Source organism: Nonomuraea sp. 3-1Str (assembly GCF_031570565.1).
Taxonomy (GTDB): Bacteria; Actinomycetota; Actinomycetes; order Streptosporangiales; family Streptosporangiaceae; genus Nonomuraea.
The window spans coordinates 1-24,278 of sequence record NZ_JALHBK010000022.1; the positions used below are offsets into that span (position 1 = coordinate 1).

Below are 24,278 nucleotides of genomic sequence, written 5' to 3' on the forward strand. Positions count from 1 at the left end.
ACCGTCGCCGTGGAGTCCCAGCGGACGCAGTAGTTGATGGAGCCCTTGTTGGCCATCACCTGGTCCCAGCCGTAGTTACGGAAGCCGTACAGGTCGTTGTACGTGCTCTCCTGGTGCTGCCAGACCTGGTTCAGCGGCGTGACCAGGCTGGCCGGCGGGCTCCAGGTCGCCGGGGCGGCGGCGGTGGCGGCCGGGGTGACGTGGCTCGACGCCGCCTGGGCGGGTAACGAGGGGACGAGGAGCAGACCGAGGAGCAGGAGCGGGGCGATCGACGCCCACCGTCGTCTCACGTTCGGAACCTCCGGGTGCGGTGTGGTAGCGCTAACATTTTTGGTGCCAGCGATATGTCACATTGCTCGGATCTGGGGCACAGTGTTGGCCCGGCCGCCCATCCCTGTCAAGGCTCAGCTCGTCGGCGGTCAAGGATCGCCGTCAACGAGCTGGAAGAATCGCCGGCGGCGTGAAGGTTGCAGAGCGGCCACCGGTGGTGGTCCCGGGCTGTCCGCCACTCCCGGGACCACCGCGTCATCCTGTCCGTCAGCTCATTCGGCGGGAAGGTGGTCGGTCCATTCGGCGTCGATCGTCACCCCGCCGTCCTCGACGTACGCCGCTCCTCCCGTGAGGGGGAACCAGAGGCGGGTGTTGCGGACCCGCGCGGTGTCGGGGTCCACGACCACGGTGTCCGCGCCCGGATGCGCCAGGGGAAGCCGCAGGCGTCGCCCGCCGTCGGTGTCGCCGAGGTCCACCACGCCCGGCCGCGAGGCGAGCGCCCGGTAGGCGGCGGCGCGGACCTGGGGCGACACGGGCGCCTCGCTGATCAGCGAGACCAGCGCCTCGACGGCGAAGCCGTCCTGCTCGGTGGTGGTCGCCGGTCCCCCGCTGGTGCGGAGGTCGCTCTCGGTGACGGCCGACCGTAGCCGGTCGTACAGGGCGTTCTCGTCGTCGGGCAGCCGCCGCAGCTCGTCGAAGGTCATGCGCAGCGGCCCCACCGCGAACGGCTGCGGCTCCCCGGGGAACTTGAAGAGCTTGCCCTGGCCCTTCAGCCCCTTGCCCTTGAGCCAGAAACTGCCGTCTCGCCGGTACCAGTACTCCTCCACCGGATACTTCTCATGGGTGACGGTGATGTGCCAGTACGTCCCGGAGCCCTCGGGGGTGCGTTCGGCCGAGACGGCGGCGACGAGCAGGACCTCCCGCCCGTTCTTCGACGCCGGCGCGGGCTCGCCGGAACCGGCGGGCACGATCACGAACGCGGCCGCGGCGGCCGCGGCGGCCACCGGGACCAGGAGCCACCTCGCCCGTCTCATGGGGGCACTGCGGCGCATGCCGGCGCGGACCTCCTGACGCCGCCGGGCGACCACCTCGGGAGAAGGGTCCGGCTTGGCGAGCAGTGTCCGGATCTCGCGAAGGTCATCCATGGTTGTCCTCCTTGGCCATCGCCTGGTGGATCTTCTTGCGGGCACGGTTGAGGCGGGAACCTACGGTTCCGTAGGAGATGCCGAGGGCGTCGGCCACCTCCTGGTGCGTGAGCTCCGGCAGGTAGACCAGCGTCAGCACGTCGCGCTCGCCCCGGTTGAGCGCGGCCAGGGCCCTGGCCAGGCGAGGCCCCATGCGCTGTGCCGTGACGGAGTCGACCACGCGGCCCTCGTGACTGTCGGCGGGAGGCTCGGCGCTCGTCCGGGCCAGCGCCCGGTAGTGGCGAGCCTCCTTGCGGCGGTGGCGGGCGATCAGGTTCGTGGCGATGCCGAACAGCCACGGCCGCAGCCCTCCGCGGGCGGGGTCGAAGCGCCCACGGTCGCGGAAGGCCAGGCAGAACGTCTCGGCCGCGATGTCCTCCCCCGCCTGGACGTCCAGGCGGCCGGCGGCGTACAGGTACACCTCGCGGAAGTAACGGTCGTAGACGGCCGTGAACGCCTCCGCGTCCGACCGGAAGCGGGCGACGAGCTCTTCGTCGTCGCCCACGTGTTCTCGTGACTGGGTCGCCACACTCTCACCCTCCTGCGAACGGTTGTCACCCTCCCTTCGCCGCATCCCGCAGGAGCTTTCCCACCCAGCGGATCAGCCCAGGACGAGCGGGAGCCGCGCGGCGAGACCGCCCAGCGCGGCGTCCTCCGCGCCGGTCGGCGGGCGCCGTCCGGTGCCGACCAACAACGCGTCCTTGTCGGAGAACGAGGCCGGAAACGGGGCTCCGGCGATCTCCTCCAGCGACGCGCGGGCCGCCGCGAGGGTCGCGGCGGGTGGCTCGGCGGCCGACGGCAGGTGCGCGATCAGGTCGAGGTGGTGCAAGGTCCATTCGAGGACGTACACGGACAGGTAGTCGCCGACGGTCAGCACCTCGTCGCGGGTGCTGACGCGGCCGCCCGGATCGGCGAGTTCGGCGGCGCGGCCCGCGGCGGAACCGACGTCGTCGAGGTGGAACTTGAGCAGCCGCGGCTCACCGTAGGCGGCGGCCAGCCGGGGGATCAGCGCGTCGAGCGGGTCCTCGCCGGTCGGCGGCGTGTCGGCGACGTGCCAGTAGGTCACCGCGTCGCGGGTCGGCTCCGTCGCGGCGGGCGTGACCAGGGTGATCAGGACGTCCTGGGCGTCGAGGACCAGGTGGCACACCAGGTCCCGCACGAGCCAGCCGGTGCAGCCGGACGGCCGCTCGAAGTCCTCGTCGGGGAGTTCGGCGACCGCCGCGCGCAATGCGGTCCAGGAGCGTGAGAAGAGATCCACCGGGGCACGGTAGTGCGGGGCCGGGACGGCGGACAAGCGCCGCGGTCAGGACAGGAGCGTGTCGTAGGCGGTCGAGTGCTGCTGCCCGGACATGAAGGACAGGAACTGCCTGACGAAAGCACTGCGGGAGTAATCGCCGGCGCCCCGGTCGGTCAGGTCCCGGCGGAAGGCCGAGCGGAACAACGTCTGGTACTCGTGGGCGTCGATCGTCTCGTCGTCGTTGACGTCGGTGACGTCGAACAGCAGGTCGGCGACCTTGACCAGGCCGGCGCTGGGCAGGACGGCGGCCGAGGCGGCGTACTCCTGGCGCGTGACGCGGCCGTCGCCGTCGGCGTCGAGGTTGGTCTGCAACTCCCGCCACCAGGCGGCGTAGGCGTCGTACAGCCGCTCCTCGTCCTTCTCGTCCAGGTCGAGCCGGGTGGCGATCTCTCTGGCCATGGCCGCCAGGTCGGGCCAGGTCAGGTGGCCGTCGCCGGTCTGGTCGAGGACCTCGGCGAAGAACCGGTCGGCCGAGCGGGTGACATGGCCGGCCTCGTCGGGAGCCGGGGTGATGAGGCGGATCATGGCCGCGGCCTGGCCGGCCTTGCGGCGTACGCTCTCCCACGGTCCGGCGTCGCCGGCGTGGCCCGGGTCCAGCAGGCTCATGAACGAGCCGACGCGTGTCCAGCCGTCCGGCAGCAGGCGGGTGGCGCAGCCGATGGCGAGGTAGGCCGCGTGCATGAGGGTCCGCGTCCCCGGCAGGTCGGGCAGGGCGAGGCGCCGGCAGAAGGACTCCGGCAGCGACGCGATGGTGATCGCGGCGGCCACCGGGCCCGCCACGGCCCGGCCCGCGGCCCACACCGCGGGGTGATCGCGCAGCAGGGGCGGCGCGGGCACGTCGGCGAGGAGCCGGTAGAGGATGACGCGCACCGCCTCGGTGTTCTCCAGACGGTGGTCGATCATGTCGTCGAAGTAGGGCCAGAACTCCCGCAACGTCGCGGGGAGGTGGGCACTGTCGCCCTCGATCACGGCCAGGACCATGCGGAACTCGCCGTAGAGCCGTTCCAGCGCGGGCCCGTCGAGCGACTCCCCGCTCAGCCGGTACATCGTCACCGCCGACTCGAACAGGGTCGCCACCACCCAGGCGCGGGCTTCGGCGTCCGTCGCGTCGTAGCGGCGGCCCTGCGGGTCGGTGCCCGAGATGCGGGCGTGCAGGCGGTTGAGGCGCGCCGCCTCCCGAGTGCGAACGCGGTGGTCCGGGTCAAGGATCCGCTGCGTGCTCACCAGCGTGTTGCGCAGCCGCCGCCACGGATGCGCCACGAACGTCGAGTTGCCGATCAGCGCCGCGCCGATCTGCGGGTGCGCGGCCTCCAGAACCGTGGCGCGGGTCACCGCGAGGCCCCACCGTGCCTCGTTGACGAGGCTGCGCAGCATCGAGTCCGGCCCGAAGACGTCGGCGGTCTCCTCTGCGGCGGTCTGGCTCATCGAAGTCCCTCTCCTGTGGTGGTGGTCGATCGGCGGACATCGCCGAACCGGCGCTGGCGCCGCCGGTAGAGGTCAAGGCATTCCCAGAGGTGGGTCGCGCGGAAGTCCGGCCAGAGCACCTGCGGGAAGACCCATTCGGCGTAGGCCACCTGCCAGAGCATGAAGTTGGAGATGCGCTGCTCTCCGGAGGTACGGATGACCAGGTCGACGTCGGGCGTGTCGGAGTAGGGCAGGTGCCGGGCGAAGGTGTCCTCGGTGACGTGCTCGGCGGACACGTCGGCGCGGATCAGCGAGCGGGCGGCCTCCACGATGTCGCGGCGTCCGCCGTGGTCGAAGGCGACCGTCAGCGTCATCCTCGTGTTGTCGCCGGTGAGCGTCGTCAGATCGGCGATGTCCTGGGCCAGGGGTGGCGGGATCCGCGGATCGGACATGCCCAGGAACCTGCACCGGACGCCTCGCGCGTGCAATGCCGGCGCGTGCTTGCGGATGGCCCGGCGCACCAGCCGCATCAGGAGCTCGACCTCGCCCGCCGGTCTCCGCCAGTTCTCCGTGGAGAAGGCGTACAGGCTCAGCCACCTGATGCCGGCCGACCGCGCCGCCTCGATGACGTCGATCACCGCGGCCTCCGCCGCCTCGTGGCCCGCGGTGCGCGGCAGCGACCGCTGCGCGGCCCACCGGCCGTTCCCGTCCATCACACACGCCACGTGACGTGGCAATCCGCCGATGATTTCCATAGCTCAACGTGACTCTACCATTACGGAACGTAGGACAAGTCTCGCCGAGCGCGCCTCGCTGTCTCCCCCGGCCATCGCCCAGGCTCGGGGGCGCGCTGTTCACCCTCCCGACCGCACCACCGCAGGACCTCAGCGAGGACGCGATCCGAAGCGTCGCCCATGCCGTCGTCCGGGGCGCGCCGGGCGAGGCCCCCGGGTGGTGAGCCGGTCCTCCTCAGCAGCCCCACACCCTGGCTCAGCCCCTGCCGGCCGTTTACGATCATCTGTACCCCCGTCCACGGCGATCCTCTGGAGGCCACGGTGCCGGTCGGCGTTGCGCGTTCGAGAGCGTTCCCCGGCATCCGGTCAGGGGCGCCGGCGGTGATCGCCCGCCTGCTCACCGCCGTCGCCCTGGTCCTGGGAAGCACCCCGGCTCCGGCGTCGGCGGCGGCCGGCGGCGTGTGGCTCGGCCGCTACGAGGAGCTCGCGGCGCGAATCGGCGACAGCCTCCTCCAGGACGGCGACAGCGCCACCCTCGCCTGGGGCGAGAGCTACGTCATGCGCAGCCACCTCGACATCTACCGCAAGACCGGGGACGCCACCTGGCTGGACACCTTCGTCCGGCACGCCGACGCGGTGATCGGGCATGCCGACGACATCGACGGAGATGGATACCTCGGCTGGAGCACCAGCCGCTACTCGCCGGTCGAGTCGCTCAACCCCGGCTTCGAGACCGCCGCGAGCGGCGACGCCACGCTGCCCGCCGGCTGGACCCGCTTCCAGGACTCGGGCAGCCATGTCCACCGCACCACCGACGTGCCGTCCGGGACCGGGACCCGGTCCGTGCGCGTGGTGTCCGACCTGACCAGGTGGAAGAAGCTCCACCAGCCCGTCAACGCCCGTTACGCCGGCGGGACCACGCACGTCCTGCGCGGCTGGGGCAAGCGGACAGGATCGGTGGCCGGCCGGATCGTGGTGCGGGACGGCTCCACCACGCTCTGCATGCTGGAGTACACGACAAGCACGTGGACCTACAAGGAGACCTCCTGCGTCCTGCCCGCCGGCCGCTCGCCGGAGGTCTGGCTCGAACACGACACCTACAAGGTGAGCGGGTCGGCGTACTTCGACGACGTGAAGCTCAGCGGGCGCTTCCCCTACATCGTCCACGACGCCATGATCGGCATCCCGATCGCCGAGTTCGTCCGGCTCGTCGCGCAGGACGCCGCCCTGTCCCGGTACGGCGCCAAGGCGGCGGCGTACCGCGCCTTCCTGGAGAACCACATCGTCCCCCGCTGGGAGTCCAGCACCTACCTCGGCGACACCTGGCGGCCCCTCGGCGCCGCTGAAGGCGTCTACCTGCAGTCACCCAAGCTCGACACCCTCAGCCATACGAGGCCCAGCGACGAGCTGCCGTACAACATGGCGCTGGCCTTCGCCAACCTGCTCCTGGTCCTGCACAGCGTGAACGGCGACGCCGCCTACCTCGACCGGGCCACCCGCGTCGCCCGGTGGGCCAGGAACGATCTGACCACCTCGGGCGGCGCCTACACCTGGAACTACGCCACCTACACCACGACCAAGGAGGACGTGTCCCACGCCAACGTCGACCTGTCGGCGTTCCTGGAGTTCCAGCGGCAGGGGTACGTCTTCACGGCGTCGGACATGGCCGCCTTCAAGAACACCTTCAAGACCAGGATGTGGAACGGCTCGACGACCGCCCCGGTGTTCAGCCTCCGGGTCGACGGCACCGGGAACGCCGACGGCGCAGACTCCTACCTGCACTCCTGGCTGGAGCTGACGGACTGGGATCCCCAGGTGAAGGACCTCGTCGCGGCGAAGTACACCGGTTTCACCGCCACCAACGCCGGCCACCTGATCACGCTCGCCCGCCTCGCCGCCCGGGAGTGACACCGGCCGGCAGGGCCCGCCCGGCGGTCCGGCCGAGGTGCGGCAGCGCCGCGGGATCCACCTCGCGGACGTACCCGCCGGCGCTCCGCTCCCCCGCAGGGGCGCCCGTTCCGGGTGGAGACGATGTGCTGCTGGTGCGGCCCGAGGGCGTGGCCGGGGTGGCGTTGCCGGACGGAGGTCAGGCCCAGGACTCCAGCAGGCCGCGCAGGATCCGGTCCAGCGCGGCGGCGTCCTCCGGTCCCAGGGCCGCGCCGAGATCGGCCAGGTTCGCCGCGTGCTCGGTGAGCGTCTCGTCGATCACCGACCGGCCCTTGTCGGTCAGGAGGATCCGAAAGCTGCGCCGATCAGCCGGGTCCAGCCTCCGCTCGACCAGCCCGGCCTGCTCCAGGCGGTCCAGCCGGTTCGTCATGCCGGCCCGCGACATCATCAGCACCGCCGACAGCTCCGACGGGATCATCGTGTACGGCGGCCCGGACCGGCGCAGCGCCGCCAGCACGTCGAACTCCCCTGGACGCAGGCCATGACGGACGAAGACCTCCTCGACCGCCGCCTCGACCATGCGGGTCACCCGCCCCAAGCGCGCGAAGACCCCCATCGGGGCAAGATCCAGATCTGGCCGCTCGCGCCGCCACTGGCCGAGAATCGCATCGACCGCGTCACCCATGTCCAGCACTATATTCGACCCAGGATAATCGCCGATCTAACTACCGCGCGGGCTGGTCCTGGAGTCGAGCCAGGTGTCGATCAGCTCCGTGAAGTCCTCACCCGTGTGCTGGTTGACCCAGGCGGTGAAGGACGCCCGGTCCTGGCTGGTGTTGCGGTGCTCCTGGACCCACGCGCGGGTCATGGCGAAGAACCGCTCGTCGCCGACGCGCTTCCTGATCTCGTGCAGCATCAGGGCGGGGCCGTAGTAGACGTTGGCGCCCGCGAACCAGTCCCGGCGGTAGTCGCCCGGCGGGCCCATCTCCTTACGCATCGCCTTCTCCCGGCTGCGGATCTCGGCCATGTGATCGTCCATCGAGCCGGGGCTGTGGTCGGCGGTCCACTGGATCTCGAAGTACATGGCGAAGCCCTCGTTCAGCCACACGTCCTGCCAGGTGCGCGGGCTGACGCTGTTGCCGAACCAGTGGTGCGCGAGCTCGTGCAGCACCACCTCGGGGCGCAGGAAGTCGTCGCCCATGGTGATCATCTGCTGGGTCTCCATGCCGGACCGGCTGGTGACCACCAGCCCCGCGCTGGGGAACGGATACGGCCCGGCCTTCTGCTCCATCCAGCGCAGCAGCTCCGGCAGCCGGCGCGCCACCGGCAGGTCCCAGCGGTCCTCCCGGCGCACCCAGTAGGTGATCGGGATGCCGCGCGGGCCCTTCGCCCGATACATCCGGTACCTGTCGACGGTGAACAGCGTCACGTAGCAGGCGACCGGGTCGGCCGACTTCCAGTGGTAGGTGGCCGTGCGCCCCTTCTCGGTCCTGCCCCGGTACGTGCCGTGCGCGACGCCCGCCCAGCCCTTGGGGACGGTGATGGCGACGTCGTAGAGCGCCTCGTCCGACGGATGGTCGTTCACCGGGAACCAGGTGAACGCGCCGAAGGGCTCCTGCAACGCCCAGGCCGACCCGTCGGCGGCCGAGCGCAGGCCGAGCAGCGCGAGGTCCTGGCGCTGCTGCCCGGACTCGTACGGCATCGGCACGCCGTGGTAGCGGACCACCACCCGGGCGCCGTGATCGGCGGGCAGCGGGGCGGGCAGCGGAATCGTCAGGTCGTCGAGCCGGTGCCTGGCCTTGGCGGGCCTGCCGCCGACGGTCACCTCGTCGATCTTCAGGGCGTGGCCGAAGTCGAGCCTGATCTCGCTGATCGGCTTCGTGGCGCGGAGCGTGAGCGTGGCGGTGCCCGTCAGGCTCCGACGGGCCGGCCGCCAGGCCAGCTTCAGGCCGTAGTGAAGCACGTCGATCGACGGGTTGCCGTGTGCGGGGAAGATCGGATCCTTGACCGGTTCCGAGCGTCCCTTCGCGTAGGGCGCCAGGTCCACCGGCGGGAGGGGTGCGGTGGCCGCCGAGGCGGCGCCGCAGCAGGTGGCGGTGAGCGCCGTGACCAGGACGAGCAAGGAGAGCCTCCGCATTCGCGACATCATAGGGAGCTTCGCCGGCACAGAAACTAGTTAGGAAACCTTCCTAACCCGTTGACATTTCTCCGTACTCGCTGAAAGCTGGCCGGTGAGCGGCTTGGCGCGGCGTCCACGAGGGCGTGACGCGCTCAGTGACCTGCACCTGCTGACCCGGCCGCATGCCGCGCGGTGCGCTCCGAGCGCCGCGTCCCTCCCCGCTCCAGGAGACAGCGCATGTCCTCAGCGATCCGCCGATCCGTCCCCCGCCGCGCGCTCGCCGCGCTGGCGACCGCCACGACCCTGACCGTCGCCCTCACCACGGGTGGCCTCGTGGCCGCCGCCGACCGCGCCGAAGCGGCCGAGACACTCCTCTCCCAGGGCCGCCCGGCCACCTCCTCCTCCACGGAGAGCTCCGCCTACGGCGCGGGCAGGGCCGTCGACGGCGACCTCACCACCACCCGCTGGGCCTCCGCCGAGGGCGGTGACCCGCAGTGGCTCCGCGTCGACCTCGGCCAGGCGCGGCGGATCTCCCGCGTCGTCCTGCGCTGGGAGGCCGCGTACGGCAAGGACTACGAGATCCAGGTCTCCGACGACGCGTCGTCGTGGACCAGCGTGCGCTCCACCGTCTCGGGCGACGGCGGTGTGGACGATCTCACGGTGTCCGGCTCCGGGCGTTACGTCCGCGTGTACGGCACCAAGCGCGGCACCTCGTACGGCTACTCCCTCTGGGAGCTGCAGGTCTACGGCGACGACGGCGGCTCCCCCTCGCCGACCCCCACCGTCTCCCCCGGTGAGTCGTTCACCGTCGCCGCGGCGGGCGACATCGCCCAGCAGTGCACCGCGAGCTCGTCCTCCTGCGCGCATCCGAGGACCGCCGCCCAGGTCGAGGCCATGAAGCCCGCCTTCGTCATCACCATGGGCGACAACCAGTACGACGACGCCCGGCTCTCCGACTTCACGAAGTACTACGACAAGACCTGGGGCAGGTTCAAGAGCCTGACCCACCCGGCGGCCGGCAACCACGAGACCTACGACCCCGCGGGCGTCTACGCCGGGTACAAGGCGTACTTCGGCTCCCTGGCCACGCCGCAGGGCAGGACGTACTACAGCTTCGACCACGGCGACTGGCACTTCGTCGCCCTCGACTCCAACGCCTTCGACGACGCCGCCCAGCTCTCCTGGCTCAAGGCCGACCTGGCGGCCACGACGAAGCGGTGCGTCGCCGCCTACTTCCACCATCCGCTGTTCAGCTCGGGCGAGCACGGCAATCAGCCCGCCGGCAGGGCCGCGTGGAGCGCGCTCTACGCGGCCAGAGCGGACCTGGTGCTGAACGGCCACGACCACCACTACGAGCGCTTCGCCCCGCAGAGCCCCGACGGCAGGGCCGACTCCCAAGGGCTGGTCGAGGTGATCGGCGGCATGGGCGGCGCGTCGCCGTACGACATCGAGAACGTCCAGCCCAACAGCCAGAAGCGGCTGAAGGACGTCTACGGCGTGCTCCGGCTGCGGCTGGCGCCGGGCTCGTTCTCCTGGGACCTGGTCGGCGTGGACGGCGCCGTCAAGGACACCAGCCCCGTCTACACCTGCCACTAGATGTACGTCTCCGCGAACGGGACCGCGGGCGGCCCACGCCCGCGGTCCCGGCTCTCCTGGCGGGTGCCGGGGAACGTGCTCGCGCTCGGCGCGGTCAGCCTGGTCACCGACGTCTCCTCGGAGATGGTCACGGCCGTGCTGCCGCTCTACCTGACGCTCTCGCTCGGGCTCAGCATGCTGCAGTTCGGCGCGCTGGACGGGCTGTCCTCGGGGGTCACGGCCCTGGTCCGGCTGGCCGGCGGCCAGGTCGCCGACCGGTGGCGGCGGCGCAAACCGGTCGCCGGGGCCGGGTACGCGCTGTCGGCGCTGTGCAAGCTCGGGCTGCTCGCCGCCGGCGGGTCGGTGCCCGCGCTCGGCGCGGTGATCGCGGCCGACCGCACCGGCAAGGGACTGCGGACCGCGCCGCGGGACGCGCTCATCTCGCTGAGCGCTCCCCCGGACGCGCTCGGGTACGTGTTCGGCGTGCACCGGGCGATGGACACCTGCGGCGCGCTGCTCGGGCCGCTCGCCGCGTTCGCCGTGCTGTCCGCGACCGGCGGGGCCTACGACGCGGTGTTCGTGACGAGCTTCTGCGTGGCCGTGCTCGGCGTCCTCCTCCTCGTGCTGTACGTGCGGGAGCCGCGCGACCCCACGGGACCGCGCCTGCCCGCGTCGCTCAGGGCCACGGCCCGGCTGCTGCGCCTGGCGCCGTTCCGGCGGGTGTGCCTGGCGGCGGCGCTGCTCGGGCTGGTCACGATCGGCGACGCGTTCGTCTACCTGCTGCTGCAGCGCCGCGCCGGCCTGGACGCGGCCGCCTTCCCGCTGCTGCCGGTCGGGAGCAGCGCCGCGTACCTGCTGCTCGCCGGGCCGGCCGGGCGGCTGGCCGACCGGCTGGGCCGGACGCCGGTCTTCCTGGCCGGGCACGCCGCGCTGGCCGCCGCCGGCCTCGTGCTGCTCGGGCCGGGCTGGCTGGTGCCCGTGCTGCTGCTGCACGGGGCGTTCTACGCCGCGACCGACGGCGTGCTCATGGCGGCGGCGGGGCCGATGCTGCCGGCGCACCTGCGCGCGAGCGGCCTGGCGCTGCTCCAGACCGGGCAGGCGGTCGCGCGCACGCTGTCCTCGGTGCTGTTCGGCGCGCTGTGGACCGTCTGGGGCGGCGGCCAGGCGCTGGCGGTGATGACCGGCGCTCTCGCGGTGTGCGCGCTCGCCGTCGTCCCCGTGCTGAGGTCCGCCGCGTCGCTCCCGGCCGGGGAAGGCGCGCCGTGAGGCGGGCCGGGCGCACGGCCGTGCTGGCCGCCGCCGTCGTGCTGCTGGGTGGCGGCGCCACGGGGTACGCGGCGTGGACCGACCGGCGCGAGGCCGCCCCCGTCCGTGAGGCGCCCGCCGCCGTCCGGCCGGGGTGGCTCATGTTCCGCGCGGCGGACGGCCGGGTCGGCCGGGTGCCCCTCGGCCACCCCTCGGGCCCTCGGGTCGTGGACGGGCCCCGCTGCGACCGGTTCTCCACCGGCGGCGGAGTCTCCGTGTGCCTGGTCTCCCGGCCTGGGCCGGTGACCACCGCCGAGGCGATGATCCTCGACCGCTCGCTGCGGGTGACCCGCGGGATCGAGCTGGCCGGGATCCCGAACCGGGCGCGGGTGTCGGCCAGCGGCCGGATGGTGTCGTGGACGGTGTTCGTCACCGGCGAGTCGTACAGCCGGGGCCGGTTCTCCACCTGGACCGGCATCCTCGACACACGCACGGGCTACGCCGTGACGAACATGGAGGACATCCCGCTCACCCTCGGCGGCCGCCGCCACCACGCGCCGGACGTCAACTACTGGGGCGTCACGTTCGCCCCGGACGACAACCGGTTCTACGCGACCGTGGCCACCGGGGGGAAGACGTACCTGGTGGAGGGCGACTACACCGGCTGGCGGGCCCGCGCGATCAGGGAGAACGCCGAGTGCCCCTCGCTGTCGCCCGACGGGGCCCGCCTGGTGTTCAAGAAGCGGGTCTCCGCCGGCTCCGACCGGCCGTGGCGGCTGTACGTGCTCGACCTCGCCTCGATGCGCGAGACGCCGCTCGCCGAGACCGCCGGCATCGACGACCAGGCGGCCTGGCTCGACGACCGGACCGTGATGTACGCCAAGGGGCACGACGTGTGGTCCGTGCCCGCCGACGGCGGCGGCTCGCCCGCCCTCCTGGTACGTGACGCGTCCTCACCGGTGGCGGTCCGGTGAGGACGCACGGGTTCAGCTTGCGGGCCCGGCCTCGGTGAGCGCTTCACGGGCGTGGTGTGCCCGGCGGTGGGAGCCGCCGGGCACACCTCTTCACGCACGGGCCGCGGCCCGCCTGATCAGATGGTGCCGTTCTCGATGGCCTGCTTGAGGCCCGCCTGCGTCTGCTGGTGGGCGGCGGTGCCGTTGGCCGCGACGAAGTCGATCAGCGTGGCGTCCGCGTCGAAGGTGAGGTTCTCGGTGACCACCGTCCTGCCCGGGGCCAGCACCCGGAACGTGATCTTCTGGTGGGTGACCACGGCGGGCTCGGACCAGGTGTCGGTCTCGTAGGAGAAGCTCGCGGTGTTGAGGCGCTGCTGGGCGTACACCTTGTTGGTGACGGTCGCGCCCTCGTACGGGATCTCCTCGATGGCGGTGAGGTTGACGTACCGCGTGGTCTCCTGCCGCCATTCCTTGTGGGTGGCGACCCGCTTGAGGAACGGGTTGGGGCCGATGTGGTTGTTGATGTTCGAGTAGGCGGTGAACACCTGCTGGATGGGCCGGTCGATCTGGATGGAGATCTGGCTGGTGGCCCGGCTGCGGCCCGAGTCCGGGGCGGGCGGCGTGGTGTCGTAGAACGCGTGGGTGTCCCAGGCGGTCTGCCACTCGGCGGCCAGTTCGGCGTCGGTCTGGGTGGTGTCCGCGTTGGCGGGCCCGGATGCGGCGCTGACGAGGAGGGCCCCGGCGAGCACGGGAGCTGCGGCGAGGCGAAGGAAGTGCTTCACGTACACCTTCAGGTAGAAGCGATGGTACGGATGTCCTTCTATCGCAGATACGCGTCCTTTTTCCGGTACTTCACCGGAATGATCAAATTGTGAACATCTTCCGGCATGCCGGGCTGTTGACACCATCGAGCTCGGACAGAAAAGATACGGTCGTCCGTACAAATAAGGATGGACGACATGACCGACTGGGAACGCCGCCTGACCCTCGACCCGTCAGCCGCTGTGCCGCTCTACTTCCAGCTGCGCGAGCGTCTGCGGGCCGTCATCCGCGACTGCGAGCCCGACACCCTGATCCCGGCCGAGAAGGACCTCATGGTCTACGCCGGCGTGAGCAGGGCCACGGCTCGCCGGGCGATCGGCGACCTCGTCCAGGAGGGGCTGCTGGTCGCCCGGCAGGGCAGCGGCACCTACACCGCGCCGATGGTCGTGGCCCCCGAGCTGGGCGCGCGTCCGGCGGGGTTCACCGAGACGATGGCGCGGCTCGGGCGCAGGCCGACGACGCGGGTGCTCAGGGCGCACCGGCAGCCGGCCGGCGCCGACGTCGCCGTCGCGCTCGGCCTGGGCGAGGCGCAGGAGGTCGTCTTCGTCGAGCGGCTGCGGCTGATCGAGGGCACGCCGTGCATGGTGGAGAGCGCCCATCTGCCGGCCGACCTGGTGCCGGGCATCCTGGAGGAGGACCTGACCGGCTCGCTGTACGACCTGCTCCGCATGAAGTACGGCCTGACCCCCGCCAACGGCAGGGAGACGATCGGCGCCGTCAACGCGGACTACCGGCTCGCCGAGCTGCTGCGCGTGCCGATGGCCGCCGCCCTGCTGGTCACCGCCCGCAGCACCGGCACCGACAGCGCGGTCCCGCTGGAGTACACCATCCGCCACGCGCGCGGCGACCTCGCCGTGTTCTCCGTGGAGCTCAACGACGCCAAGAACGCCCTGATGGGCCAGTAACCCCCCTCGCCGGATCCCGGGGCGGCGCCGCCGCACCGGTGGCGAAGCGCTGCCTTCCGGAGGTCCAGCATGACCATGATGCCCCGGTGCCACCCGCTCGGAGCCGCCGCGCCGACCACGGCGGCCGGCCTACTGTCCGCCTGCGGCTCCGGTCCGGAGGTGACGGTGCCGGCCGACGGCGTCCCGCGGGGGAAGATCTCCGCCTGGCTGCACCAGACCAAGGCGTACGACCTGGTGTTCACCTCCCCGCTGCAGCGCCACCACGTGGCCGGGCTGACGCTCGGGGGAGTGCAGGAATGAGCGCGTTCGGCACCTGGACCACCGCGCACGGACTGCCCGCCTTCTCCTACACGATGGACCAGGACCGGGATCCGCGTGCCGAGTGGGACCCCGTCCTCGACCCGCCCACCCGGCGGCACGCCGTCCACCTGGGCAACCGGCGGATCACGCTGGTGGCCGACAACTACGGCCTGAGCGGCCTGTTCGACGAGCACACGGGCCTGAGGTGGCTCACGCGCGACACGGGCGTCACCCGGGTGGGCGGACTCTCGACGGACATCTCGGGATCCGAGCGGATCTTCGGGCCGACGTTCGTGATCGTCCGGGTGGCGGATGACCGGGTGTCGCTGGAACGCACCGTGCTCTGCCCCGAGGGCGAGGCGCCGTGGGTGCTGATCCGGCTGCGCGTGCGCAACCTGCTCGGCGAGCCGGCCCGGCTGACGCTGACCGAGGAGTGGACGGCGAGACCCGCCGAGGTCCGGCTCCTCACCGGCGCGGAGCCGGGCGAGGATCCCGGGCTGGAGCTGGAGGTCGTCGGCGGGGCGGAGCCGTGCCGGACCCGATCCGGCCGGGTGGCCGTCCCCCTCGTCCTCGACGCCCATGGTGAGCGGCTGGTCGAGCTCAGGTACGGCCTGCTGGACGACGCGAAGGCGTCGTTCGGCCGCAGCCTGGCCGCCCTGCGCGACCGGCTGCCCCGGGCGTCCGCCCCCCGCGCGCCCGAGGCCGAGCGGGAGATCCCGTGGCACGCGGCGCTGCTGACCGGCGCCGCCTGCGCGGACGGCGTGCTCGGCGGGCACACCCTGGACCAGGGGTCGTGCTACTCCTTCCGGCACGGGTTCAACGGCGCCGCCCGCGACCCGCTCCAGCACGCGCTGCCGCTGGTCTACACCGAGCCGGACCTGGCCCTGTCCGTGCTGCGCAACACGTGTGCCTGGGGCAGCCCCGACGGTGACCTGCCCTACGCGCTCGGACCGGACAAGCAGCCGTGGACCGGCCTGTTCCGGCCGTCGGACCAGAACCTGTGGGCCCTGTGGCTGGCCGCCGAGTACCTGTCCGCCACCGGCGACGAGGCGGCGCTGCGCGAGCCCGTGCCGTACCACCCGGTCCACCGGGCCGAGCCGGTGCCGCTCGGCGAGCACCTGCGCCGGCAGTTCCGGTTCTTCGCCGACGTGGTCGGCCGGGGTGAGCACGGCCATGTGCGGATGCTGAACGCCGACTGGAACGACATGGCCATCACCGAGAGCGGGGTCGATCGCGGGCTGATGATCGCGCGGGGCGAGTCCGTCCTGAACTCGGCCATGGCCGCCTGGGTGCTGCCGCGGTACGCGGTGGTGGCCGAGCGGCTCGGCGATCTCGCGACCGGGATCGAGGCGCGCAAGGTCGCCGAGGAGCTTCGCGGGCTGGTGGCCGAGGAGTGGAACGGCCGCTGGTTCCGGCGCGCCTACGGCCCCGGAGCCGTCGTCGGGGACCGCGACATGTGGCTGGAGGTGCAGCCATGGGCCATCCTGTGCGGCGCCGCCCCGGCCGGCCGCGCGGCGGAGCTGTTACGCAGGATCGAGGCCACGGCCGCCGCCGGCTCGCCGCTGGGCGCCCGGCTGCGCTGGCCCGTCCGGGAGCACTACGGCCCCGGCGGCGTCGGCACGATCTGGTACGCGATCAACATGACGCTGATCTGGGCCGCCGCCGACCACGTTCCCGAGCTGGGCTGGCAGTGGTGGCGGCGGATGTCCCTGGCGGCGCACGCGGCCGCCTACCCGAACGTCTGGGAGGGCACCCTGTCCGGGCCCGACGCCTACCTGGCGCCCGAGACGGACCGCCCCGGCCGCACCTGGGACCTCGCCGGCCTCGGCATCGCCATGCAGGCGTATCCCGTCGCCAACCTGCACAGCCACTCCCAGCCGCTGCTGGCCTACCTGCGGCTGCTCGGCGTCGAGCCCTTCCGCAGGCGCGCGGGGGCACGGGACGGCGCCCGGTTCGTCTCGCGCGTCCTGACCGCAGGCCCATGACGCGGTCCGGGGACGTCCGACGTGCTGTTCGCCGTTCTCGGCACCGGGATGGGCGGCGCGGTGGCGCCGCGCTCAATGGAGGGAGATCTGGATGAAGTGGATACGGCGGGCGATGGAGCTGCTCGGCGAGATCGAGCGAACACAGGAGGAGGCCCTCGCGGCGGCGGCGCGCATCGCGTACTCCGCCATCGGCGGCGGCGGCGTGGTGCACACGTTCGGCACCGGCCACTCGCGGATCGGCGTGGAGGAGATGTTCCCCCGCTACGGCTCGTATCCCGGCTTCCATCCCATCGTGGACCTGTCGACGACGTTCTACACGCAGGTGGCCGGGTCGAACGGGATGCGGCAGGCGATGTTCGTCGAGCGGGTCGAAGGGCTGGCCGACGCCATCCTGGCCAACTTCGAGCTCCGGCCGACGGACGCGGCGATCATCTTCAGCGTCAGCGGGCTCAACGCGGTGCCGATCGAGATGGCGATGGGCCTGCGCGAGGCGGGACTGTCCGTGGTGGCCGTGACCTCGATGCGGGAGACCACGGCCGTCGAGCCCGGCCACCCCAGCGGGACGCGGCTCGCCGACCACGCCCACGTGGTGATCGACCTGTGCACCCCGGTGGGCGACGCGCTGTGCCCCGTGGACGGGCTGGCCGAGCCGGTCGGCCCCGGCAGCACGCTGGCCGCGGTCTCCGTGGTCAACGAGATCAAGGTGCGCACGGCGGAGCTGCTCGTCGCGGGCGGCTGGACGCCGCCGGTGATCTCCAGCGCCAAGCTCGTCGGCGGCCCGCGCTCCGAGGAGCTGTTCGAGGCCGCCTACCTGGAGCATGCCCGCCGCGCCGCCGACGTGCTCAGAAAGCCGGCCGACGCGCTCAGGAAGCCGGCCGACGCGCCCGGGAAGCCATGAGCGCGGTTCTGGTGGCCGGCTCGGAGGGCGGCATCGGCCGCGCCTGCGTCGAGGCGGTCGAGGCGTCCGGCGTGCCCGCCTTCGGCGTGGACCTGGCCGGCGGGATCGACATCACCCGGCCCGGCGGGGCGGAGAAGGCGCTCGCCCGGGCGACGGCCGCGCACGGGGCGGTCTCCGGCGTCGTGCACGCCGTCGGCATGTCCGGCCGGGCGCTGGGCGACGGCGGCGTGGCGGACTGCACCGACGCGGCGTGGAGCGAGGTGCACCGGGTCAACCACGAATCGGTCTTCCGGCTGCTGCGCGCGGCCATCCCGGCGATGCCGCGGGGCGGGTCGATCGTGGTGATCGGCTCGGCGCTGGGCACGTCGATCGACGACGACTTCCGCACCGTGGCCTACGCCTCGGCCAAGGGCGCGCTGATCCCGCTGATCAGGACCGCGGCGCGCGAGGCGGCGCCGCACGGGGTGCGGGTCAACCTGGTCTCCGCCGGGCTGGTGGCCACCCCGATGAGCCGCCGCGCCCAGACCTCCGAGGCCATCCAGGCGAGGCTGCCCTCGCTGATGCCGCTCGGCGCCCGGCTGTGCCGGCCGGAGGAGGTGGCCCAGGCCGTGCTCTGGCTGCTCTCGCCGTCGTCCGGGCGCACCACGGGCGCGGTCATCCCCGTCGACGGAGGGTGGCACCTTCGATGAACGCGCTGCGGGAAGGCGACGTGGCCACGGCCGCGCCGACCGGGAACCCGGGCGCCGTCGCGCCACGTCGCCAGAGGCCGGCTAGGGCAGGTTCTTCTCCGCCTGGTTCTGCCAGCCGGCGTTGGTGTTGAGCTCCGGGGCGGCGCCCGCGAAGGCGCCCCGCGCGTAGGTGTCGTCCTGGAGCCGGTACATGAGCCAGGCCGTCAGATAGCCGAGGAAGCCGCCGCCCGTGCCCTGGATCGTGTTGTGGTCGGCGCCCTTGAGCAGCGCCTTCGCCGCGGCGTTGGGCACCTGGCCGTAGTACGTCTGGATCGCGGAGTGGGGAGAGATGATCACGTCGTTGGCCCCGCTGAGGAACAGCACCGGGCAGGCCAGCTTGCTGACGGAGAACGCGTCTCCCGGGCTCACCCAGATCGGCGCGGGCAGGGAGATGGGGACGACGGTGTCGATGAGGCCGCTGGTCTTGATGGCGGTGTTGACCGAGCCGCCGGCGCCCTGGGAGTGGCCGACCGCGCCCACCTTGGTCACGTCGAGCTTGCCGTAGAAGACGCTGGAGGCGTCGGCGTTCCTGTCGGCCAGGTACTGCGCCGCGGCGATCATCTCCGAGCCGGTGCCCGTCGTGGTGTCGGTGGACGCGACCACGGCGAAGCCCCAGGAGGCGAGCTGGGTGAGCACGCCGGAGTACTGCGTGGGCACGGCGTTGGTGCCGTTGCCCCAGGTGATGATCGGATGCTTGAAGCCGCCGGCGCCGAGGTCGGCCGGGTAGGTGAGGCGATAGCCCGGCACGTCTGCCGTGGCGACCGCCCAGGGGCCGGCCGTCCGGTAGTGCGCCTCGATGGTGTCCGCCGCCCGGGCCGGTGCCACGACGACTCCCAGGACGAGTAAGACGACTGCGGCGAGGAGCCTCATACAGCCTCCCTCAGATATGTACGGATGACCGGAACTCTCGCTTCACACGCGTCCCTTGTCAATGGTTGGATCATGGTCATGGAACACGTGCCCTCGGCCGCGGAGATGCTCGGCTGGATCAAGACCGTCGTGTCGCGCGGCATCCGCCGTCCCGGCTATCCGGCGGACGTGTGGACGGAGCGGTGGCTGGCGGACCGGCTGGCCGCGTTCGGGCTCGACGTCTCGCTGGAGCCGGTGGAGCTCACCCGCTGGCAGCCGGGCGCCGGAGTCCTGCGGCTGCAGGACGGCACGGAGTTCGCGGGCATGCCGCTGCCGTTCACCGCGCCGACCGGCGGACTGCGCGCCAGGGTCGCCCCGCTCGGCGACGCGCGGCCCGGCGACATCGCGGTGGACGAGCTGGCCTTCGCCGAGGTGCCGCAGTCATTCGTCAGGACGCTCGCCACGTCGGCCTACGATCCGGAAGGGGTCTTCGACACGCTGGTCCAGACGATCCCGTTCGGGCCGCGGATGATGCGGGTCGTGGAGCCCGCCCTGGAGGCGGGCGCCGCCGGGTTCGTGGGCGCGTTGACGGGCGTGCCGTGGGAGACGCGCGACTACTACGTGCCCTACGATGCCGTCGAGCGGCCGATCCCGGGGCTGTGGCTCTCCGGGTACGACGCCCGGCGGCTGCTGGCCCGGCTGCCCTGCCAGGGCGAGCTGGTCGCCGAGGCGGTCCGCGAGCCGGTGACCACGCACAACGTGGTCGCGACGCTGCCGGGCGCCTCGCCGCACTGGGTGATCGTCGCCTCCCACCACGACGGCCCGTGGGCGTCGGCCGTCGAGGACGCCTCCGGCGTCGCGCTGGTGCTGGCCGCCGCGCGCCACTGGGCGCGCGTGCCCGCCGCGGAGCGGCCGCACAACCTGATGTTCCTGTTCACCTCCGGGCACATGGCCCATGCCGCGGGCACCAGGGCCTTCATCGAGCGGCACCGCTCCCTGCTCGCCGACGTGGTGCTCCAGGTGCATCTGGAGCACGCCGCGCTGCGGTGCGAGAGCGTGGACGGCATGCTGCGGCCGACTCCGGACCCCGAGGTCAGGTGGTGGTTCACGACCCGGGCGCCCCGCCTGGAGAGTCTGGTCGCCACGACGCTGGAGGCGGAGCGGCTGCGCCGGTCCTTCGTGCTGCCGCCGGACGCGTTCTCGCCGATGCCGCCGACCGACGGCGCGTTCTTCCATCCCGAGGGCGTGCCGCTGGTGCACTTCCTGTCGGCGCCGATGTACCTGTTCGACTCGGCCGACACCCTGGACAAGGTGGACGTGGCGGGGCTGGAGCCGCTGGCCCGCGCGGCCGTACGCATCGTGGCGGGCACCGCCGGCTGGACACCGGACACACTGCGGGAGGAGGACGAGGCCGGAGGCGGCCGGAGGACGGCCACGGCCTGAGCCGTCACCTTTCGCCGAGGCGCCGGGACAGCAGCGTTCCGGCGGTCATGGACGCGGCCGCGGCCAAGGCGGCGGTGGCGGCGAGGAGAGCCGATCCGGCGTAGCCGAAGGCGTCGGACAGCGCGGCGAAGGCGTACGGGGCGATGGTGGCGCCGGAGTAGACGCCGATCTGGACGGTGTGCCCGGCGTTCTCCGCCTGGTGGGCGACCAGCCGCAACGTGGTGGCGAGCAGGAGCCCGGTCCAGCCCCACCCGGCGGAGAAGGCCAGTGCGGCGCCCAGGACGAACGTCACCGGCGTTCCGATCGCGATCAGTACAAGCCCGAGGGCCCCGGTGAGCATCATCGCGATGATCACCGCCGGGTTGCGGTGCGGGGCCCGATCGGTGAGCGCACCCGCGGCGAGCCGGACGGCGACGGCCAGCAGGGCGCTGAGTGACAGCAGGTTGCCCGTGACGGTGGCGGGCAGCCCGGAGTGGGTGCCCAGCTGGACGAAGTAGGTCGCCACCGCGTTGTTACCGGTGGCCGACAGCGCGGCCGCCAACGCCCACAGCACCAGCACGCCCCCCGTCCCCCGAGCGGTGGCGCCCCGCTCCACCCGTTCCGGGGAGGGGCCGGGCGGGAGACGGGTCAGCGGGGTGAGCAGGACCGGGACGAGGGCGATCAGCCCGGCGGCCACCATCGCCGTGCGCCATCCGTGGACCGGCAGGACCAGGGCGACCAGCAGGCCGGGCACGATGGTGGCCGCCCCCAGCGCCGCGCCGATCGTGCCGGCGGCCAGCGAGCGCCGGCGAACGGGGACACGCGCGGCGATCAGCCTGCCCGCCACGGGCTGGACGAGCCCGTTGCTCAGCCCGCCGGCCACCAGGGCCGCCGTCATCGTGGCCAGGTCGTCCGCCTGGGAGACGACGAGCAGCACGGCACAGGCGGCCACCGCCGCGACGGCGAGCACCACGGGTGCGGGCAGACGTGCCGCCGCGCGCTTGGCGATGGGTGAGCCCAGTGCCGTGGCGGCGTAGAAGGCACTGATCATGAGCCCGACGGCGGTACGGGAGACGCGCAGGTCCTGCTCGATCGCCGGGCCGAGGGCGCCGACGGTGAAGCCGGGCATCACCGTGACCGTCGTCGTCAGCGCGGCCGCGACGATGCCCGGCCAGTAGCTGGTACGCGCCTTCGCGGGAAGCCCGCGCGCGATCATCGTTGTCACCGTTCGTTCCGGATGGCTCAGGCGTCGAGAGGGCGCCAGGCGGGGCCGTCGCCGTCCCGCCGGACCCGTCCGAACACCACGTCGGCGAAGTGGCCGCCGAACCCGATCGTGCCGGGCTCCTCCAGCTCGGCGACGAGACGGCGGCGGTGGTCGGCGGCCCGGACAGGGTCGTGGTCGTAGACGCAGGACCATTCGGGGTGGTCGACCTGGATCGGTGAGTGCAGGGCGTCGCCGAAGGCGATCAGCCGCTGCCCGCCCGAGGTGATGACGTATTCGGCATGACCCGGCGTGTGACCGGCGGCGATCCGGACCCGCACGCCGGGGAAGATCTCCTGCCCGTCCACGACCGTACGGACGCGCGGCGCCAGGGCGGCGATCTCCTTGGTCATGCCCTGAGCCTCCAGCAGGTGGTGCTGAGCCCATTCCGGTTCGGACACCAGGTAGCCGGCCTGGGCGAACGCGGGCCGGTCACCGCCCGGAGCGGGGTGCCAGGCCCAGCCGAGGTGATCGGCGTGCAGGTGGGTGAAGGCCACCGCCTCGATCTCCTCCGGCCCGCGGCCGAGTTCGGCCAGACCGTCCAGCAGCGCGCCACCGTGGATGGCGCCGTTCGGCTGTCCCGGCGCGGCCGGCACTGACTGCGGGCCGAACCCCGCGTCGATCAGCAGCGCACGGTCGCCGTTCTCCACCAGCAGGCCGCCGATGCTCGCCACGAGATGACCGGAGGCATCCAGGTACTCCGGATGAGCGGCCCAGACGTCATCGGTGGTGTCCGGCAGCCAGGCGAGCGGCCTCCCCTGCACAGCGCCGTCCGGCACGAAGGACACCTTCGTAGCGCCCAGCCGCACCGAGCGGATCCCCGACGGCCGGCGCAGCCGCTCGCTCAGATCAACCGTGGAGTTCGTCATGATCCCATTCCTTCGGTGGTCAGGTCGTCGCCGCGCCCTTCGGCGGCGACTACGCCACCGTAAACGTACAGCTAGAAATATTCAAGCTTGAAATGTATCCGCTTGAAATGTGCTGACTTGATGGAGTTGCTAGGATGGGCCGTATGACGACGTCCCCGGAGCCTCAGACCATCGCCGAGCGTGAGCTGTGCGGTCTGGTGAACGGACTGGCCCAGCAGATCGCCGACCACGTACGCGTACGCGCCGTCGCCGTGGGTCTCACCGCGGCCCAGGCCACCGCGGTGCGCGAGATGACCGGGCCGATGACCATGCGCGAGCTGGCCGAACGCATGAGCTGCGAGCCCTCCAACGCCACCTTCGTCGTCGACAAGCTCGAAAAGCAGGGGCTGATCGAGCGCCGCGCGCACCCCACAGACCGCCGCGCCCGGCAACTCGTGCTCACCGCCCAGGGCATCGCTCTCCGCGAACGGCTCCTCGAACTCCTCACGCAGGACTCACCGCTGGCCGGCCTCAGCCCTGAGCAGCAACGCGCCCTTCAGGGCCTGCTGGAGCAGGCCATCACCCGCCCATGACGGCCGTGCCGCCGGCCTCCGGCGGGCGGACGGTCACCAACGGTCACACGGCGTGCAGCGCCGCGTCGATGGCCACGGCGTTGCGCTCCAGCCACGCCTCACGCCGTTTGATCTTGTCGCCGACGCCCTCGTCCCACATCCTCGCCCAGCCGCCGCCCCGCTCCTCGGCGATCTGCTTCATCGAGAACCACGACCGGCGCGCTCGCAGCAGGGCCACCTCGACGAGACGGGAGCGGTCGACGTCCGACATGCCGTAGGCGTCGGCGAGGATCCGGCAGCGGCGCGGCACGTCCACCTCCCGCAGTGGCGGGTCGGCGTCGGCGGGGTCGCCCAGCGGCGCCCAGTACAGCATCGCGTTCAGCGCCTCCTCCACCCTCGCGACCGGCTTCGCCATGTCGAAGTCGATCAGTGCGGCCGCCCTGCCGTCCCGGAACACGATGTTGTCCGGCGTGTAGTCCATGTGGCCGACCACCTCAGCCGGGTACGACGGCTTGGGCGGCATGCCCGGCGGCTCGGAGACCCCGTAACCCGGCCGCACCCCCGCGGGGACGACAAAACCCGCGACGGCCTGGTCGTAGTCGCGCACGAGACGCCCGACGGAGGCCAGCCGCTCCTCATCGGCGATCCACGCCGGCCTGGGCCGTCCGGCGACCTCACCGGGGACGAAGGTCAGCACCTCGCGCCCGGCCGCGTCGATGCCGAGGAACCGCGGCGCGCCCGCGAACCCGACCTCCTCCAGGTGGCGCAGCAGCGCGTGGACGAGCGGGGCGTTGGGGCCGACCGGGCGGCGCACCGTGTCGCCGACGCGCACGACGCCCTCGGTGACGTCCCCGCCGGCGAGCGGGATCTCGGGATGGGCCTCGGATGGTTCGACGTACATGAAGGAGTTCACCTTCCCTGCGCAGGCGAGAACTGGATCTTATGTGAGCGCCGGCCGCCGTCACCAGCCCGAGGGTCAGCACGACGGCCGCCGTCACCGCCTTGCCGTGCCGGTCGAGG

24 protein-coding genes are annotated in these 24,278 nt (G+C 72.4%); 11 read left to right on the forward strand and 13 right to left on the reverse strand.

Features of this window, described 5'->3' with window-relative positions; genetic code table 11:
* The 6 genes from MTP10_RS29100 to uppS all read right to left on the reverse strand — a co-directional run.
* A partial coding sequence (locus MTP10_RS29100; protein WP_310713091.1) for a hypothetical protein occupies positions 1-290 on the reverse strand: 290 nt, incomplete at its 3' end.
* A 252-nt stretch (positions 291-542) separates the two neighbouring features.
* Positions 543-1,415, reverse strand: coding sequence for a CU044_5270 family protein (locus MTP10_RS29105; protein ID WP_310713092.1), 873 nt, complete (start codon positions 1,413-1,415; stop codon positions 543-545).
* Complete coding sequence (locus MTP10_RS29110; RefSeq protein WP_310713093.1) at positions 1,408-1,959, reverse strand: RNA polymerase sigma factor; 552 nt, start codon at positions 1,957-1,959, stop codon at positions 1,408-1,410. Before MTP10_RS29110 ends, MTP10_RS29105 begins: the two co-directional genes overlap by 8 nt.
* Before the next feature lie 96 nt (positions 1,960-2,055).
* Complete coding sequence (locus MTP10_RS29115) at positions 2,056-2,712, reverse strand: maleylpyruvate isomerase N-terminal domain-containing protein (protein ID WP_310713095.1); 657 nt, start codon at positions 2,710-2,712, stop codon at positions 2,056-2,058.
* Positions 2,713-2,757: 45 nt separating this feature from the next.
* Entirely contained in the window at positions 2,758-4,176 is a 1,419-nt protein-coding gene (locus MTP10_RS29120; RefSeq protein WP_310713097.1) for an EF-hand domain-containing protein, read from the reverse strand.
* The gene (gene uppS / locus MTP10_RS29125) at positions 4,173-4,910 is read right to left on the reverse strand and encodes a polyprenyl diphosphate synthase (protein ID WP_310713099.1); all 738 of its coding nucleotides are present in this window, start codon (positions 4,908-4,910) and stop codon (positions 4,173-4,175) included. The genes MTP10_RS29120 and uppS overlap by 4 nt, the downstream gene beginning before the upstream one ends.
* A 300-nt stretch (positions 4,911-5,210) precedes the next feature.
* On the opposite strand from uppS, the gene MTP10_RS29130 reads away from it, so the two are divergent.
* Positions 5,211-6,797, forward strand: coding sequence for a hypothetical protein (locus MTP10_RS29130; RefSeq protein ID WP_310713100.1), 1,587 nt, complete (start codon positions 5,211-5,213; stop codon positions 6,795-6,797).
* Positions 6,798-6,975: 178 nt separating this feature from the next.
* Here MTP10_RS29130 and MTP10_RS29135 read toward each other — a convergent pair whose 3' ends face one another.
* Both MTP10_RS29135 and MTP10_RS29140 read right to left on the reverse strand, forming a co-directional pair.
* Positions 6,976-7,461, reverse strand: a complete 486-nt coding sequence (locus MTP10_RS29135; protein WP_310713102.1) for a MarR family transcriptional regulator — start codon at positions 7,459-7,461, stop codon at positions 6,976-6,978.
* A 36-nt stretch (positions 7,462-7,497) separates the two neighbouring features.
* Positions 7,498-8,913, reverse strand: a complete 1,416-nt coding sequence (locus MTP10_RS29140) for a M1 family metallopeptidase (RefSeq protein ID WP_310713104.1) — start codon at positions 8,911-8,913, stop codon at positions 7,498-7,500.
* Between the two features lie 219 nt (positions 8,914-9,132).
* On the opposite strand from MTP10_RS29140, the gene MTP10_RS29145 reads away from it, so the two are divergent.
* From MTP10_RS29145 to MTP10_RS29155, 3 genes are read left to right on the forward strand one after another with little or no spacing between them, the layout of a single operon-like run.
* Positions 9,133-10,491 (forward strand): discoidin domain-containing protein, encoded by a 1,359-nt coding sequence (locus MTP10_RS29145; RefSeq protein ID WP_310713105.1) that lies wholly within the window; start codon positions 9,133-9,135, stop codon positions 10,489-10,491.
* Positions 10,492-11,736, forward strand: coding sequence for an MFS transporter (locus MTP10_RS29150; RefSeq protein ID WP_310713106.1), 1,245 nt, complete (start codon positions 10,492-10,494; stop codon positions 11,734-11,736).
* On the forward strand, positions 11,733-12,689 hold the full coding sequence (locus MTP10_RS29155; protein ID WP_310713107.1) for a hypothetical protein: 957 nt from the start codon (positions 11,733-11,735) through the stop codon (positions 12,687-12,689). Before MTP10_RS29150 ends, MTP10_RS29155 begins: the two co-directional genes overlap by 4 nt.
* 116 nt (positions 12,690-12,805) lie before the next feature.
* On the opposite strand, the gene MTP10_RS29160 is transcribed toward MTP10_RS29155, so the two are convergent.
* Complete coding sequence (locus tag MTP10_RS29160) at positions 12,806-13,450, reverse strand: hypothetical protein (protein ID WP_310713109.1); 645 nt, start codon at positions 13,448-13,450, stop codon at positions 12,806-12,808.
* Positions 13,451-13,627: 177 nt separating this feature from the next.
* On the opposite strand from MTP10_RS29160, the gene MTP10_RS29165 reads away from it, so the two are divergent.
* The 5 genes from MTP10_RS29165 to MTP10_RS29185 all read left to right on the forward strand — a co-directional run bounded on the left by MTP10_RS29165 (position 13,628) and on the right by MTP10_RS29185 (position 18,267).
* Complete coding sequence (locus tag MTP10_RS29165; RefSeq protein ID WP_310713110.1) at positions 13,628-14,395, forward strand: GntR family transcriptional regulator; 768 nt, start codon at positions 13,628-13,630, stop codon at positions 14,393-14,395.
* Positions 14,396-14,464: 69 nt separating this feature from the next.
* Positions 14,465-14,695, forward strand: a complete 231-nt coding sequence (locus tag MTP10_RS29170) for a hypothetical protein (RefSeq protein ID WP_310713111.1) — start codon at positions 14,465-14,467, stop codon at positions 14,693-14,695.
* Positions 14,692-16,680 carry a GH36-type glycosyl hydrolase domain-containing protein gene (locus tag MTP10_RS29175; RefSeq protein WP_310713112.1) on the forward strand — a complete coding sequence of 663 codons (1,989 nt, stop codon included), beginning with the start codon at positions 14,692-14,694 and terminating at the stop codon, positions 16,678-16,680. The genes MTP10_RS29170 and MTP10_RS29175 overlap by 4 nt, the downstream gene beginning before the upstream one ends.
* Before the next feature lie 91 nt (positions 16,681-16,771).
* Positions 16,772-17,578, forward strand: a complete 807-nt coding sequence (locus tag MTP10_RS29180; RefSeq protein WP_310713113.1) for a sugar isomerase domain-containing protein — start codon at positions 16,772-16,774, stop codon at positions 17,576-17,578.
* Positions 17,575-18,267: an SDR family oxidoreductase gene (locus tag MTP10_RS29185; protein ID WP_310713114.1), complete on the forward strand. Its 693-nt coding sequence runs from the start codon at positions 17,575-17,577 to the stop codon at positions 18,265-18,267. Before MTP10_RS29180 ends, MTP10_RS29185 begins: the two co-directional genes overlap by 4 nt.
* Positions 18,268-18,348: 81 nt before the next feature.
* Here MTP10_RS29185 and MTP10_RS29190 read toward each other — a convergent pair whose 3' ends face one another.
* Positions 18,349-19,176, reverse strand: coding sequence for an alpha/beta hydrolase (locus MTP10_RS29190; protein ID WP_310713115.1), 828 nt, complete (start codon positions 19,174-19,176; stop codon positions 18,349-18,351).
* 72 nt (positions 19,177-19,248) lie between these two features.
* On the opposite strand from MTP10_RS29190, the gene MTP10_RS29195 reads away from it, so the two are divergent.
* Complete coding sequence (locus MTP10_RS29195; protein ID WP_310713116.1) at positions 19,249-20,598, forward strand: M28 family peptidase; 1,350 nt, start codon at positions 19,249-19,251, stop codon at positions 20,596-20,598.
* 4 nt (positions 20,599-20,602) lie between these two features.
* Here MTP10_RS29195 and MTP10_RS29200 read toward each other — a convergent pair whose 3' ends face one another.
* Complete coding sequence (locus tag MTP10_RS29200) at positions 20,603-21,793, reverse strand: MFS transporter (protein ID WP_310713236.1); 1,191 nt, start codon at positions 21,791-21,793, stop codon at positions 20,603-20,605.
* Between the two features lie 26 nt (positions 21,794-21,819).
* Entirely contained in the window at positions 21,820-22,707 is an 888-nt protein-coding gene (locus tag MTP10_RS29205) for an MBL fold metallo-hydrolase (RefSeq protein WP_310713117.1), read from the reverse strand.
* 143 nt (positions 22,708-22,850) lie between these two features.
* On the opposite strand from MTP10_RS29205, the gene MTP10_RS29210 reads away from it, so the two are divergent.
* Positions 22,851-23,279, forward strand: coding sequence for a MarR family transcriptional regulator (locus MTP10_RS29210; protein WP_310713118.1), 429 nt, complete (start codon positions 22,851-22,853; stop codon positions 23,277-23,279).
* A gap of 43 nt (positions 23,280-23,322) precedes the next feature.
* On the opposite strand, the gene MTP10_RS29215 is transcribed toward MTP10_RS29210, so the two are convergent.
* Positions 23,323-24,159 carry a phosphotransferase gene (locus tag MTP10_RS29215; RefSeq protein WP_310713119.1) on the reverse strand — a complete coding sequence of 279 codons (837 nt, stop codon included), beginning with the start codon at positions 24,157-24,159 and terminating at the stop codon, positions 23,323-23,325.
* Positions 24,160-24,278 lie beyond the last annotated feature (119 nt).